The organism is Parasutterella muris, from assembly GCF_009767915.1.
Taxonomy (GTDB): Bacteria; Pseudomonadota; Gammaproteobacteria; order Burkholderiales; family Burkholderiaceae_F; genus Parasutterella; species Parasutterella muris.
This window is the reverse complement of record NZ_WSRP01000031.1, coordinates 1-13,752: the sequence shown is the minus strand read 5'-3', so window position 1 is coordinate 13,752 and position 13,752 is coordinate 1. Positions and strand designations below refer to the sequence as shown.

Annotated in this window: 13 protein-coding genes; 9 read left to right on the top strand and 4 right to left on the bottom strand. The window is 45.2% G+C overall.

The window, feature by feature from the left end:
- Positions 1-142: 142 nt before the first annotated feature.
- The 4 genes from E5987_RS09600 (at position 143) to E5987_RS09585 (ending at position 4,214) form a co-directional block, all read left to right on the top strand.
- Complete coding sequence (locus E5987_RS09600) at positions 143-1,114, top strand: alpha/beta hydrolase (RefSeq protein ID WP_237178791.1); 972 nt, start codon at positions 143-145, stop codon at positions 1,112-1,114.
- A 424-nt stretch (positions 1,115-1,538) separates the two neighbouring features.
- Complete coding sequence (locus E5987_RS09595) at positions 1,539-2,870, top strand: site-specific integrase (RefSeq protein ID WP_160335870.1); 1,332 nt, start codon at positions 1,539-1,541, stop codon at positions 2,868-2,870.
- A 233-nt stretch (positions 2,871-3,103) separates the two neighbouring features.
- Entirely contained in the window at positions 3,104-3,337 is a 234-nt protein-coding gene (locus E5987_RS09590) for a hypothetical protein (RefSeq protein ID WP_160335869.1), read from the top strand.
- Positions 3,338-3,404: 67 nt separating this feature from the next.
- On the top strand, positions 3,405-4,214 hold the full coding sequence (locus E5987_RS09585; protein ID WP_160335868.1) for an MBL fold metallo-hydrolase: 810 nt from the start codon (positions 3,405-3,407) through the stop codon (positions 4,212-4,214).
- Here E5987_RS09585 and trhA read toward each other — a convergent pair.
- On the bottom strand, positions 4,211-4,873 hold the full coding sequence (gene trhA, locus E5987_RS09580; RefSeq protein WP_160335867.1) for a PAQR family membrane homeostasis protein TrhA: 663 nt from the start codon (positions 4,871-4,873) through the stop codon (positions 4,211-4,213). The genes E5987_RS09585 and trhA overlap by 4 nt on opposite strands.
- A 188-nt stretch (positions 4,874-5,061) precedes the next feature.
- On the opposite strand from trhA, the gene E5987_RS09575 reads away from it, so the two are divergent.
- From E5987_RS09575 to E5987_RS09565, 3 genes are all read left to right on the top strand, one after another.
- Entirely contained in the window at positions 5,062-5,613 is a 552-nt protein-coding gene (locus tag E5987_RS09575) for a biotin transporter BioY (RefSeq protein WP_288319257.1), read from the top strand.
- A 332-nt stretch (positions 5,614-5,945) separates the two neighbouring features.
- Positions 5,946-6,257: a cytochrome c3 family protein gene (locus E5987_RS09570; protein WP_160335866.1), complete on the top strand. Its 312-nt coding sequence runs from the start codon at positions 5,946-5,948 to the stop codon at positions 6,255-6,257.
- Positions 6,258-6,260: 3 nt separating this feature from the next.
- Entirely contained in the window at positions 6,261-7,799 is a 1,539-nt protein-coding gene (locus tag E5987_RS09565) for an FAD-dependent oxidoreductase (RefSeq protein ID WP_160335865.1), read from the top strand.
- Between the two features lie 78 nt (positions 7,800-7,877).
- On the opposite strand, the gene E5987_RS09560 is transcribed toward E5987_RS09565, so the two are convergent.
- Together E5987_RS09560 and E5987_RS09555 are read right to left on the bottom strand one after the other, a co-directional pair.
- Positions 7,878-8,654, bottom strand: a complete 777-nt coding sequence (locus tag E5987_RS09560; RefSeq protein ID WP_160335864.1) for a Rossmann-fold NAD(P)-binding domain-containing protein — start codon at positions 8,652-8,654, stop codon at positions 7,878-7,880.
- Positions 8,651-9,622: a LysR family transcriptional regulator gene (locus E5987_RS09555; protein ID WP_160335863.1), complete on the bottom strand. Its 972-nt coding sequence runs from the start codon at positions 9,620-9,622 to the stop codon at positions 8,651-8,653. Before E5987_RS09555 ends, E5987_RS09560 begins: the two co-directional genes overlap by 4 nt.
- Positions 9,623-11,566: 1,944 nt before the next feature.
- Between E5987_RS09555 and E5987_RS09550 the strand changes: the two genes are divergently transcribed.
- Both E5987_RS09550 and E5987_RS09545 read left to right on the top strand, forming a co-directional pair.
- Positions 11,567-12,376 (top strand): MetQ/NlpA family ABC transporter substrate-binding protein, encoded by an 810-nt coding sequence (locus tag E5987_RS09550; RefSeq protein ID WP_160335862.1) that lies wholly within the window; start codon positions 11,567-11,569, stop codon positions 12,374-12,376.
- A 13-nt stretch (positions 12,377-12,389) separates the two neighbouring features.
- The gene (locus E5987_RS09545; RefSeq protein ID WP_160335861.1) at positions 12,390-13,178 is read left to right on the top strand and encodes a MetQ/NlpA family ABC transporter substrate-binding protein; all 789 of its coding nucleotides are present in this window, start codon (positions 12,390-12,392) and stop codon (positions 13,176-13,178) included.
- A gap of 122 nt (positions 13,179-13,300) precedes the next feature.
- Here the strand turns inward: E5987_RS09545 and tnpA are convergent, their stop codons facing one another.
- Positions 13,301-13,642 carry an IS200/IS605 family transposase gene (gene tnpA / locus E5987_RS13500; RefSeq protein ID WP_160335860.1) on the bottom strand — a complete coding sequence of 114 codons (342 nt, stop codon included), beginning with the start codon at positions 13,640-13,642 and terminating at the stop codon, positions 13,301-13,303.
- Between the last annotated feature and the right edge of the window lie 110 nt (positions 13,643-13,752).

The following is a 13,752-nucleotide window of genomic DNA, read 5'->3' as shown; positions in this document are numbered from 1 at the left end:
GCGATTGCTTACCATGACTTAATCAATCCTATGGATGTGAGTTATGAAAAAAAGACAGTTCATTAATTTGACGCTGACAGCGCCTCTGGTACTGACATTTAGAGACCTATTGGCAAAAGAGACAAGGAACAGAGAGGTACAAATGGAAAATTTAAAGTTAGATACCAAATGGGATAAGGTTTTTAAACAAAGCGATAAAGTGGATCACTCCAAAGTCACATTCCACAACCGCTACGGTGTAACGCTCGCAGCTGATCTGTACATTCCTAAAAATGCTTCCGGCAGGCTTCCGGCTATCGCGGTCAGCGGTCCGTTTGGCGCGGTAAAAGAGCAGAGCTCCGGACTTTATGCCCAGACGTTGGCAGAAAACGGCTTCATTACGCTTGCCTTTGACCCGTCATTTACCGGTGAGAGCGGGGGCGAGCCCCGTTATATTGCCTCTCCGGATCTCAATACCGAAGACTTTAATGCCGCAGTGGACTATCTTTCAAACAGAAAGGATGTAGACCCGGAAAAAATCGGTATCCTCGGCATCTGCGGCTTCGGCGGTATGGCAATCAACGCTGCCGCCGCTGACCCGCGAATCAAAGCAACAGTCACATCTACAATGTATGACATGAGCCGAGTGAATGCGAACGGTTATTTTGACGCGGAGAACACCGCTAAGGACAGAAACGAGAAACGTGCTGCCATCAGTGCTCAGCGTACTAAGGACTATGCGGCAGGCAGCTATCAGAGAACTCAGGGTCTGCCCGATAAACTTACCGGTGAAGAACCGAAATTTGTCAAAGACTACTTTGACTACTACAAGACTCCCAGAGGATTCCATCCGAGGAGCGTGAATTCCACTAAGGGCTGGAACACAACAATGCCGATTTCGTTTATAAACATGCCGCTTATGACATACGCGTCAGAAATCAAAACACCCGTGCTGATCATCCACGGAGAAAAAGCCCACTCTGTTTACTTCTCTAAAGACGCTTACGCACGCTTAAAAGGAGACAATAAAGAGCTCCTGATTATCCCGGGCGCAAGTCATGTTGATCTTTATGACAACAAAGCAGGTGTCATTCCCTGGAAGAAGATCGTAGAGTTCTACAAGAAAAACTTGTAATAATTCATTAGAGTTAGCTATTTTTATGCTGAGGTTAGGTAAAATCGCCTCAGCATTTTTTTGAAAGGCTCCTTATGTCGGAGCATCGATCCGCCTCTCTAGAACGAGACCGAGCTCGTTTTATCGGATCGGAAAGCACTGTGTCCGTGTATGTCGCTTAATGGCTTCACACGGAACATGCTTGGGCGTAATGCCTTAACCGTCTCCCGTGTGACTGCCGCACTTCGGATAATACCGGCCGCTTCGCTTAGCGTAGGCCGGAAGACGAATGATTCTTAATTTATAAACTTTCAGCGGGTTCGCGCCCGCTAATATTTTTATATCGATAATGTCCGAAGCAGAAAATTCATTTCATTTGAACCGAAGAAAAGACGCAGTTAAACCGGTTCGAAGGACCAATTCTATTTTTCCCCGCAGAAACTGTATGTGTTTGGTCGGAGTGGAGCGGCACAGCCATAAATGGCGATTCGTGGTCAATGAGCTGTGCGCAAATTACAACCACTTCCACGCAGCCAAAATGAAATGCGCGTCGTTCGAAACCTCCAAGAGTCGGTACCGGTTTCTCATGGAATTTTTCGGTTATGTCTGTCCTAAATTTCGCATTGACCCGAGAGACTTGAAAAGCAAACATGTTCAGGATTATTTCAGTTGGAAAATCCATGAGTTAGCCTCAGAAGGATGCGGCGAAGAAAATATCAAACTCAGAATCAAAAACCTTCGAAGCTTCCTAAGCTTTTTCTGTCGATGGATTGCAAAACCCGGTGTCGTTCCAAGTTATCAGGACCTCATAGCGCGCTCCGGTTATCGCCCGAAAGAACTCAAGATGCCTTCGTCACGAGCGAACGCGCTCAGCATTGATAAAGTCGAGCAGTCGATCGTCCGCGCTTTTCAGATCGACGTGCGCCTCGGCTTTCAGTTAAGCTTTATGGCATTCTTCGGACTGCGCCCGAAAGAGTCCGTCGGACTCGTACTCAGTAAATGTGTTGTGCTCGGAGGAGATCTCGCTTATCCGTACATAAAGATCCAGACCGCAAGCGGATCAAAAGGAGGGCGCCCTAGAAGAATTGAGGCTTCCAATCCTTCTCAGGTTAAATTCATCAATGTCATGATGAGTCTTGCCGAGGAAATGAACATTGATGCGCTTTGCTGGCCGGATATGACCATCCACCGGGCAGCCGCTCGACAGCAGAGGTTGATGAGTAAAGAGCTCGAGCTCAGCAAAGATTCCTTCGACGGCTCCGCCTACCAGTTTCGTCACAGCTTCGCCAACAGTTTTAGTGCCTTAATCTCTTCCGGTGAACCGTTAAGAGATCTCTCCGAGAATCTCGGACACGCTAGAGAAGAGATCGCGGCCGCATATCTGGGATCTTCCGGAAGAGCTGGAGAGGACAGTATTCCGGAACTTACCCGAGCACTCGCCCACTGTGAATTTGAACCCGAGTCATTCATGATTCGACTTTGCCGACTAATTATTGAGATTTCGTTCACGGATCTCCGATTGGCGCTTTCTTTGGCTCTTTGGGTGCTTAAAACCAGAGATGACGAAATTTACTGCCCGATTCAGCTGCTGAAAAACCGTCTGATCGGCGAGAATAAATCGCTCCTCAGCCCGGAAGAAATCCTGGATCAACTGTCCGAACATTCCGAGAAATCTACAGTACGTGAATTTATGATGCGTGCTCAGGGCTTTTTAAATTTGGATACAGTGGAACAAAGGGTTTTTACACCGCTGACGAATCGGATATTTTTCGGATGATGAAACATACCCATATTTGGAAGTTCAATGCCTTAAAAACCTAAAAAATTACTAAATATGCTACTAATTCGGGAAATCACTAATGAAACCTATGAAACCTGCTGATATTCAAGGTGTTAGAACGGCTGTTTTTACAAAAAAAGTCTAAAAAACAGTAAGTTGAACGCGTAAAAATTGGCGTGATTACTGGGTTTCACGTACAATGCTTAGTGTCGAAACTCTTCGAGATTATTGTGTTTACAAAGTTAGAAAGAAAGACGGTCAGACACATGATGCTGTCCGTTGCACTTATCGCATTAGGTTACATTGTCGCTGTAGTTGGAGCTGATAGTAATTCTGTTATCGTAGCCGGTCTTCTGATTATGCTTGTCGGCTGGTTCTTCCTCCTTCGTTCCGGTCATGGAACACTCCATCCAAAAAGCGCCTCCGTCGCAAAATTAAATAGATTAAAAGAAAGCGTCGAGTAAAAAGCCTACGCGGCCAAATTATCGCTAAACTGCTGAATGTTGTTGAACATCAGCAGTTTTTTCAATTATGAAGCTCACAGTCGTCGTCGATAATCTTTGCTGTAAATCCGGTCTTCTTGCGGAATGGGGGTACTGTGCACACCTTCAGAGCGAATCAGGTGAAATTCTTTTAGATACCGGCGGTCCGGGTCATGTTCTTGAACACAATCTCCGCTGCTTAAACCTTTCCGTGAGCGCGCTGAAGGCGATTGTTCTCTCGCACAGCCACTATGATCATGTATCCGGCATCCTGGATCTGGTATATCGAGCCAAGGAAGCCGTTGTTTATGCAGGAGACGGAATACAGACCGAACGCAGAGGCGATGCGGACGCAAAGAGAAGAAACGGCGGATTCGATATCCGTACACTGCCTAAACACTGTCTGGTAAAAGATTATGAAACGGTGCTTGCGGATGTGTATGCGTTTACGGTACCAAAAAACGAGCGAAATCCGCATTTTGTCTGCTGTCGTAATCTTTGGGAAGTTGACGGACAAGGTTCTATCGTTCCGGACGGTTTTGAGGACGACCTCTCGATGGCGGTCCTGACGGAAAACGGCTGGTCTCTTCTGCTCGGGTGCGCGCACGCGGGACTTCCAAATATTCTGGAGCGAGCAAAGACGCTCTTTGGAATTGAAGAGTTTGACACGATTGTCGGCGGTACGCATTTATGCAGCGTTTCGCCGGAACACTATGACGAATGGCTTGACAAACTGTCTCAGTATAAAGTCTGTCGCTGGCGTCCCAATCACTGCACGAGCTTTAAAGCGGCTTCGGCTCTTGCCGCTCGCTTTACTGACGTGGATTGGGCGGGCTGCGGAACTGTCCTTGAGCTCTAAATCGTATACATCACGGCAAAATAGTGTGTAATGCTGCCGCCGAGCACAAATAAGTGCCAAATTGCATGATGGTAGGGAAGTTTCTGCCAGTTGTAGAAAATTGTGCCGAAAGAATAGAGCAGACCTCCGGTAACGAGCAGCGCGATACCCTGTGTCGGAAGCGCCTCGATGACCGGTTTGAACGCCAGAAGCACCAGCCAGCCTTGGAATAGATACAAAAAAGTATTGAGTTTGTCGCTTTTTTTGATGAGCCACGGCTGGAAGGCTATCCCGAATATTGCGACCAGCCAATTGAGCGCGCAGATGGTGATGCCCAGCCAATCGGGCATCAGATTCAGCATAAACGGAGTATAGGTTCCGGCGATCAGCAGAAATATCGCGGAATGGTCCGCAATCTGCAGTTTTCGCTTTGCCTCGACGTTGGGAATCGCATGATAGAGCGTACTTGCGAGATAAAGCAGAATCAGCGAGGCGCCGAAAATAGAAAATGTTGTGATAGATAACGCGTTCCCGTGACGGGCGCTGTAGATCACAAGAAAAACCAATCCCACAATCGCGGCAACAAACGCTAAACCATGGGATACGGCATTGGCGATTTCCTCGCCGGTGCTGTAGAAACGCTCATTCGTACGCGTGAAGCCGGAATAGGTGATTTGCATTATTTTTAACGGTATTAGAAACCGTCCTCCCCATAGATTCTTCAATCAAATATAAAGAGATGCATGAACGAAATTCACCTCAAAAATCGTCAGTTTGTAACAAAGCAATTCTGTAGCATGAGAGGCGATAATCCGTGACAAATTTTCTAAAATCCGTGAAGTAAACAACCTCACATAGGAGATACTCAGTGAAAAACTTTACCCTATCATTCAACGCTCAGCATCGTCTCACTGCGGCGAAGCTTGCAGCCGCCGTGGCTCTTTTAATTGCCTGCTCAAAGATTTCTTTTTCAATCGGTCCTGTTCCCCTGACGATGCAGACGTTTGGTGTCGCGCTGATCGGTGCGGTTTTGGGTGCCAGACTGGGTTTCTCAGCAGTTCTGAGCTATTTACTGCTTGGCTTTGCCGGTTTACCGGTGTTTGCGACGCCCCTCTGCGGTCCGGCCGCTTTCTTCGGCCCGACGGCGGGTTACCTTGTCGTATTCCCGTTTGCAGCCGCTTTAGCCGGCTTCTTAGCGCAGCGCGGCTTTACCGGAAAGCGCTTCATTGCTTCTTTCTTTGCTCAGAGCGCCGTCAACATTCTGATTGTAGCAGGCGGTGCACTTTGGCTCTCCTTCACCATCGGTGCAGAGAAGGCGATTGCCGTTGGATTCCTTCCGTTCGTAATCGGCGCGTTCCTGAAGTCTATTTTAGGCGCTGCCGTCCTCTATGCGGGAACCCTTTTCTCCAAGAGAAAATAAGCTTTTTAATTAATTAAGCCGACCGGTCGTATCTTAGAATTCCCAATTCTTGTGAATTTCCAAGACAAATACGATCGGTTTATTTTTTAATTTTTATATAGGGTGATATTAATAGTTTTATTTCCGTTTATTTATTTACATACTGAATTTATGGAAGTTTAATAAAAAATAAATCTTAATTAAATTGATCATAATTTAATAAACAATATATATTCAGGTTTTTACCGATCTACTTAAGTCTGTAGTCGCTTTTTTAGGGATAGCTTAAATTTCGCTTAACGATTCAAGTTTAGTTAATTGAATCGACTCACCTCTACCACGGAGAACTACTTATGAAAGTTAAAACTATTCTTAGTTTTGCAGCGACTCTGCTTTGTGCAGCCGCGTTCAGCATGAGTGCTCAGGCCCAGCTCAAAAACAGCCCGATGCACGCTCAGCTTCCTGACAATGCTCAGACAAAAGACTGTCTGATGTGCCATCAGTCTTATGCGGCCGTCGCTCAGAAGACAGCTAAGATGGAACCCAATCCTCACAGCAACCACCGCGGTGAACAGAACTGCACCAACTGCCACAGCGTTAAAGGCAAACCTCATTTTGAATGCAATGATTGCCACAGTTTCAACATCAAAATGAAAGGAGAATAAGAAATGACTAAATTTTCTCGCCGTTCTTTCCTCGGCACAGCCGCTGCTGCTTCTGCCGCTGCTGTTTCCGCTCCCGCTATGGCAGCTTCCACTTCTGCCGGCAATCTTCCCGCCAAATGGGATGACACCGTTGACGTAGTCGTTCTCGGCTGCGGCGGTGCCGGTATGATGGCTGCCTGCCAGGCTCATGACGCCGGTGGTAAAGTCGCTATTTACGACGCAGGTCAGTCTCCTTTCCATACAGCTACAAACCTCTGCGGCGGCCTCTTCACAGCTTGGGGCTCTCGCATGCAGAACGCTGATCCGGAAGGCAAAAAAGACTCCTGGCAGCAGTTCGCTGAAGACATCATGGCTTATGGCAACTACATGAGCCTGAAAGAACCGGTTTACTGCTTTGCAAAACATTCCGGCAAAGCATTCGACTTCCTTGAAGACGCAGGTCTTGCCAAACATCATCTTGAACCGTATGCCGGCCATTCTCAGCTTCGCGCACACCGTCAGGACTCTTTCAAGGGCCGTGACTACATCGAAGTTCTGGTTAAACAGCTCGACAAACGCGGTCTGAAGATCAACCACGGCATGGGCGTCACCAAGTTCTACTTTGACCCGGCTACCAACACCGTTGTCGGCGTTCAGGTTGGCGAAGGCGACAAGGCCAAGAACGTTAAGGCGAACAAGGGCGTTATTATGGCAACCGGCGGTATCACCGGTACTCCTGAATCTCTTGACCGCTGGGTTCCGAGCGTTGCAGGCAAGGGCGTTGCTATCGGCGGACCGAAGAATGACGGTACAGCCATGATGGTTGCTGTTCGTGACGTCGGTGTTCCTCTGTCTCACATGCAGTACATCGCTTCCTACCCCTGCGGTATCGTTGTGAACGGCCGCAATGGCCCGTACTGCCGCTGGTGGTTCATCACCAATAACGGCGGTATCCTGGTTAACAAGAACGGTCAGCGCTTCATTACAGAAAAAGAAGGTATCTGCCATGTGACACCGCATCTGGCATTCCAGCCCGAAGGCTGCCACTATGTCCTTACCGACCAGGACGGTTGGGATCGTACACTGCAGAAGATCAAACTCGGTGCTCTGATTGGTCTGCCGAGCTGGCCTGCTGAAAGAGTTGAAGCCGAATTCAAAGCCGGCAAGAACCTCTGGAAGTGCGACACTATCGACGAACTCTGCCAGAAGTCCGGTGTCAATGCTGACGGTCTCAAGAAACAGCTTGACGTTTGGAACAAGGCTGTTGAAAGCAAGAACGATACACAGTTCGGCCGTACAGACCAGCAGTGGAAACTTGGCCGCGGTCCTTGGTACATGATTCGCATGGAGCCGTGGAACAACCTCTCCTGCGGCGGTGTTCGTGTTAACGAAGACATGCAGGTTCTCGGCTGGGATATGAAACCGGTCAACAACTTCTACGCTGCCGGTGAAACAGTTGCCGGTGTTCACGGCGCCTTCTACTGCGGCGGCAACGCCTGCGGTTTTGCACACACATCCGGTTGGGTTGCCGGCCAGAATGTGATGGGCAAGAAGATTGGCTAATTTGTAGTTCTGTGGTAAGCGGACGCTCCGATTGGGGCGTCCGACTAAGTTCCTCGCCTTAATCGGCGAGGTCTTTTTTTATATCAGCTTGTGATGCGCTAAATAAGCAGCTGTCGTTTCCTCGACGCAGCTGTGCCATTTCGGAAGAATCACTTCAAAAGTCTCCTGAAACGCTAAATTCTCGGGCTCCTCTGCCGGATGCGATGTTTGTAACTGCTGATACTGAACCTTGGCGAGAGGGCGGTCGGGAAGAATTTTTGAGAGCAATGCGCGAATGTACTCGATGACTTCCGACCTAAGCGGAGTGCCGTTGGCGCTGATCCTGCAGCTGCCGCACAGAGCCGGGTTGGAAAGCGCTTTAAGAGCGGCTTTTATCGACATTAAACTCAACAGGCGGCTGTCAATAAGGTCGACATAGTCGTCTTCTTTTACAACGACGCGTTTTCTATTAAGAAAGATCTCTATCCAGTCCGTCACAAAGTTTCTGTTATCCGGGCTGATAAGCAGCTGAGGCAGCTCAAACGTCAGGCAGTGACAATTCTCATTTAAAGGGAAAGGCGTTTTCGTGTCGTGCCAGCTCACGAGAAGAGAGTCAGTGTCCTGCAGGGCGTGAGATATTGCTTCATAAACAGATGTCGTGTACTTAACTTGTGCGCGTTTGGTTTCCGGCGCAAAGAAAACAACAGAAGGCTTTCTAACCGTCAGAAACGCAGCTAGAAGGGAGCTGTCCGAACGAGGAATATCCTGCTCGCTTATTAATAATAGGGAGCCGTTTTTACGAATCTCACCGCTGAGATAAGGTTCAAAAGGTTCAGCCTGTCCCAATAAAACAAACTGATAATTCGCATCCGTCATACAACTGTCGTATCGTTAGAGTCACTGACCCAATATCCTTCGTAGTCCGGAGGAACAAGGCCGGGAAGGTCCTGAATAAAATCGCAGAACCAGTTTACAAAGCGTTCAACTTCTATTCTGTTTCGATCCTTGCGGCTGAGATAGATCGGCTGCAGGGGCAGAGTCCAGTCTGAAAGAACCGGAACAACCTTGCCTTTCAACAGTTCTTTAATATAGAAGTACTTTGGGCAGTACAGGCCGATACCTTTTGAGGCAAGAACAATATTTTTAACCGCTCCCGGATGATTAAAGCGCACAACCGAGTGTTTATGCAGCGGAAAGCTCTCGCTTCCTTTGCGCAGAAAGAAATTCATTTCCCGGCCCTGGGAATAGTAGGAGAACGTGTGGTGCTCACGCAAATCGCGCGGACTGCGGATAGGGTATTTCTGGGCTGCTAAGTACTCCGGTGTCGCGACTAAAAGGTTCTCCAGTCCGCAGATCAGTTTGGAGTCTCGTGTAGAGATATTGACCTGGACCGGAGTGATCACAACATCAAAGTTTGAGAAAGAATCCGGCGAGATGAGCTCTAAGTATCCTAATGAGCGTAAAGAAAACGACACGGTGCTGTCCATATCGATATACTCGCCGAGCGCCTGCGAGATGATTTCCTCGCTGAAACCGATCGGTGCGACGATCGTGATATGTTTCTGTTCGTTGTGATGAACGTCCTGAAGGTCTTTGAAGACGGACGCTGCATCGAATACGACGCGCCGCATACGAGAGAAGGCCAGGGAACCTGCAGCAGTCAGCACTAAATGCTTGCCGCGGCGTTGGAAGAGGTCGGTGCCGAGTTCGCTTTCAAGTTTATTGAGACGTCTTGAAATAGAAGAGGGTTCAATACGCATTTCTTCGGCAACCTTAGCAATTGAGCCTTTGGCCACCACTTTGAAGAATAATCGCCAGGTGTCAAGATCGGAAACTGTACTCATAATTTTGTAAAAACATCATACTTACGGATGATTAGTGTTGCCAATTGTAAGTAACTCAATAGGCATGTAGAACAATTAGAAATCGTATAGTTAATTGTTTTTCGAAGTTATTTTAAGGATTAATTATTGAGTATAAATGTAAATTGCCTTTTTAGGCAATAATATATGACAAAATTTGTCATTGTTGAATGGAAATAATAGGCGCAGAATATACCCGTCAGTCAATCTTGGCTGACGGATATCTCCTGATTGGTTGTTAGATATGCGAAGAGAGAAAGCATATTGAACACTTAAGCCTTCTTCGGAAAGAGAGAGCCGAAGAAGGTTTTTTTTGTCCGCACGGATTCTACCCCAAATCCAGCCGTTTTTTTCTCCGCTGCTCGGCGTCAGATTTTTAAATTCATCTTCGACAAAGATATCCTCCGGATACACCGGTGCAATTTTTTTAATCCAAAAAACAAAATTAAAAAGGAAGCAGATTTTATCCTCCTGATGAAATCATCGAATGATCAGACTTTACATGATGTCAAAGAAAATACTCATAAAAGCACAATTCAAAAGTCAGAAAAATTAGCACTACAAGATTTTTTGGTTTCAAAAGAGGGAAGTGGGGCCTGAAACAGATTTAATTGATTGTATATTAATTAACAATCATCAATGTTTTATAGATATTAACATTAGAAGAGAAAGAATAAACAGATAAAAGAAAAATTAAAAATAGTTTAAATAATTATTTTCATTTTAATATTAAAACTATACAGATAATTTATTTAATCACTATTTATTTTAATTTGAATAAAGAATCAAAATAACTTAGTTAGCTTCTCTGAATATTTATTATGAATTTCTTATTATTTATGTATTTGAAATTTTTTAAACCCATTGTCACGATTTAAAATAAAACCTAAACGAAGCAGAAGAGTGAGCAGTTAAGACGATTGAGACAGCAAATAGCAGCCAGAAGATTATGACAGAAAGGCGGCTGAGGATATCACAAAATAGTTATTCACAACGCATTGTGAATTTGCATGGAATCTTTTTTTTCTTTCATATTCAGTTAGTTATATACATTCATCCAAGTATAAACACTTAAATCGACGATATAAATATGTCCAGATATATACTGTTATTTCAAACCGTTAGAATGTTTCTCAAGAATGAACTTTAAAATTTACTATTTTTGCTGACAGCGATTGTTAAGAAATTAAATTACATATATTCAGCTAGTTATAAGTTTCCTTTAAGTATTGAAATTTCATACAGCATCTCGTACTGTATAAATAACTGTATAAATAATTTGTACAGTAGCTTTTTGACAGTCTCTCTGGAAAAGGCTCTTGAAGTGTTGAATTTCTAAATCATTGACCGATGCCTTCAAAATAAAATTAGATAAATTTTGAAGACGTAAATTAAATAAATTTAAATTTAAATAAATAAGTTGATTCATAATGAATTTCTATTCTTATTATTATCAATTGATTTGTGTTCTCTACCCTATCGGAGCAGAGCTTGCCTCAATTTTCTTTCTATAGAATTAAAGCCTATATCGAAATTTGTTTTGTTTACTTCTGTATTGAAATTTGTTAGAAGTTTGTTTATTGATGTTTAACTTTTAGTTGTCTATTTTATAAATCTTGATTAATATTTTAATTAATACCTTTTTTAAATAAAAATAAGGCGGTTTGCGCTTTGACTGTGTCTCTATCGAGTCTCTTTTAAAATTTTTATCGGATGTCTAATGATTAGATAAATAACAGACTGATCAAATTGAATAATTTGGCGAAATTTGAATATCTCAAAATCGGGGTGATTTTACATGAGTTTTAAAAAATGAGTTCGTAAAAATTCTCTCCCGCCTTCATATATTCGTAATTTCCTTCGTATAAGATTTTTAAATGTTGTAATCATCGAAACAATTATTCATTCATCTCTGGAGAATTTGTTATGCAGCGTCGCAGTCTTATTAAAGGAGCCTTCGCAGGTTTCCTTGCCGTCTCTTCTTTATCACTTGCGGTCACGTCCTTTGCCGCCAATACCGTCACCCTCAAAGTTGGTGCTTCACCTTTGGTTTCCGGTGACGTCCTTAACTTTGTTAAGCCTGAATTGGCTAAAAAGGGTATCGACCTGAAGATCATTGAATTTACAGACTACATTCAGCCCAACTTAGCGCTGGCCGATAAAGAAATTGATGCAAACCTCTTTCAGCACAAACCGTTCATGGAAAAATTCTGCCAGGATAGAGGACTGAAACTGACTGCGCTGCCCGGCATCTATATCGCCCCGATCGCGCTTTACTCTAAAAAGATTAAAGACGTTAAAGAAATCAAAAAAGGCGATCGCCTCACAATCCCCAATGACCCGACAAACGGCGGACGCGCCCTTCAGCTTCTTGCAGGCGCTGGACTGCTTAAACTGAAACCCGGTGTCGGTCATATGGCCACTGTTGACGATATCGTTGAAAATCCGCTGAAGCTCAAAATCATTGAAGTGGAAGCCGCAACGCTGCCTAGAACACTCGACGACGTCAGAGCCGCCGTTATTAACCAGACCTACGCGCTGCCTGCGGGACTGAATCCGCTTAAAGATTCTCTGCTTCTGGAGCCTAAAGACTCTCCTTACGCCAATATGCTTGCGATCCGTACCGGAGATGAAAAGCGCCCCGAAATTGAAACCCTCGACGCTGCGCTCCATACACCTGAGGTGAAACAGTTTATTATCGAACGCTTCAAAGGTTCTTTAATTCCTTCTTTCTAAACGGCGAACTTAAATGAAAAAACGTAATTTCCTGCTCGCATGCGGCTTTTCTCTGATTTTCGGTCTGTCTGCGGCTCAGGCGGCTGAAACACTTAAAGTAGGCGCTACTCCTGTTCCGCACGCGGATATTCTTAACGTGGTGCAGCCTATGCTGGCAAAACAGGGCGTAGATCTGAAAATCGTGGAATTCTCTGACTATGTGCAGCCGAATCTTGCGCTCTCGGATAAAGACCTCGATGCGAATTTCTTCCAGCATCTTCCTTATCTGGAAACCTTTGCTAAAGACCGCGGTCTGAAATTAATCTCCGCAGGCTCCGTTCATATCGAACCGATGGGCGTTTACTCCAAAAAAGTAAAGAATCTTGCGGATCTTAAAAAACGTGCTTCTGTTGGTATTCCCAACGATCCGACCAACGGCGGAAGAGCCCTTCAGGTGCTTGCTAGCAATGGACTGATCAAGATGAAAGAGGGCGTAGGTGTTAACGGAACTCCGCTTGATATCGTTGACAATCCTAAGAATATCCGAATCGTAGAAGTTGAAGCGGCGACACTGCCTCGCGCCTTGGACGATTTGGATGCGGCGGTGATCAATTCCAATTTTGCGCTCGGCGCGAATTTAAATCCTTCTAAGGACGCGATCGCTATTGAATCCAAAGATTCTCCGTATGCGAACGTGATCGCTGTGCGCGCGGGAGATGAAAAGAGGCCGGCAATTGAAGCACTGATGAAGTCGTTGCATTCGCCGGAAGTTAAAAAGTTTATCGAAGATAAATATAACGGCGCTGTAGTGCCCGCTTTTTAACGAATTCCGCGGAATTCCCCGTGCGTAAGCGCGGGGATGGATAGCGGCCGGCCGAATGTTAATTCGGCCTTTGATTTTTTGATATATCTCCTAATAATGGCAGTCGTTGCTCCGTCTCCAACTCAAATCACACAGTAACTTTTTGTCCAAAAGCGTTTGCCCCAAAGCATCCTTCGAATCTGATTGAAGAATTCTTGACAAATTTTCAGAGATGATATGGTTTTTAGTTTACGTACCAGATTTGAAAAGCAAATTGTCGGAGGGTAAGAGATCAATAGATGAACATGATCTTCTTCTTGCGAGCACTCCAAAGGCCTGACTTGATCCCGTAGACACAAGTCAGCAAAAATTTCTTTGAGTCTTTCCAAGATCGTTGATGAAATAACTTTTCGTCTGTAAGCTACTACGAAGATCAAGTGAGCTTTGAGATTGATAACACAATGAGAACCGGTAGATAACTGCATATGATTCAAAAAGTCGAGCGACACGTTATTCGTAAAACAATGCTAACTGGCAAGCCTGCCACAAGCTTTGTTCATTGTCGCGCAAGCTCGGCAACTGCGCAGTCTATCTG

What these genes read in the sequence shown, in the direction of transcription:
- E5987_RS09560 (WP_160335864.1), bottom strand. Translation starts at nt 8,654, where the DNA reads ATGACGGATGCGAATTATCAGTTTGTTTTATTGGGACAGGCTGAACCT.
- trhA (WP_160335867.1), bottom strand. Translation starts at nt 4,873, where the DNA reads ATGCAAATCACCTATTCCGGCTTCACGCGTACGAATGAGCGTTTCTAC.
- E5987_RS09545 (WP_160335861.1), top strand. Translation starts at nt 12,390, where the DNA reads ATGAAAAAACGTAATTTCCTGCTCGCATGCGGCTTTTCTCTGATTTTC.
- tnpA (WP_160335860.1), bottom strand. Translation starts at nt 13,642, where the DNA reads ATGCAGTTATCTACCGGTTCTCATTGTGTTATCAATCTCAAAGCTCAC.
- E5987_RS09565 (WP_160335865.1), top strand. Translation starts at nt 6,261, where the DNA reads ATGACTAAATTTTCTCGCCGTTCTTTCCTCGGCACAGCCGCTGCTGCT.
- E5987_RS09595 (WP_160335870.1), top strand. Translation starts at nt 1,539, where the DNA reads ATGTGTTTGGTCGGAGTGGAGCGGCACAGCCATAAATGGCGATTCGTG.
- E5987_RS09600 (WP_237178791.1), top strand. Translation starts at nt 143, where the DNA reads ATGGAAAATTTAAAGTTAGATACCAAATGGGATAAGGTTTTTAAACAA.
- E5987_RS09585 (WP_160335868.1), top strand. Translation starts at nt 3,405, where the DNA reads ATGAAGCTCACAGTCGTCGTCGATAATCTTTGCTGTAAATCCGGTCTT.
- E5987_RS09555 (WP_160335863.1), bottom strand. Translation starts at nt 9,622, where the DNA reads ATGAGTACAGTTTCCGATCTTGACACCTGGCGATTATTCTTCAAAGTG.
- E5987_RS09570 (WP_160335866.1), top strand. Translation starts at nt 5,946, where the DNA reads ATGAAAGTTAAAACTATTCTTAGTTTTGCAGCGACTCTGCTTTGTGCA.
- E5987_RS09550 (WP_160335862.1), top strand. Translation starts at nt 11,567, where the DNA reads ATGCAGCGTCGCAGTCTTATTAAAGGAGCCTTCGCAGGTTTCCTTGCC.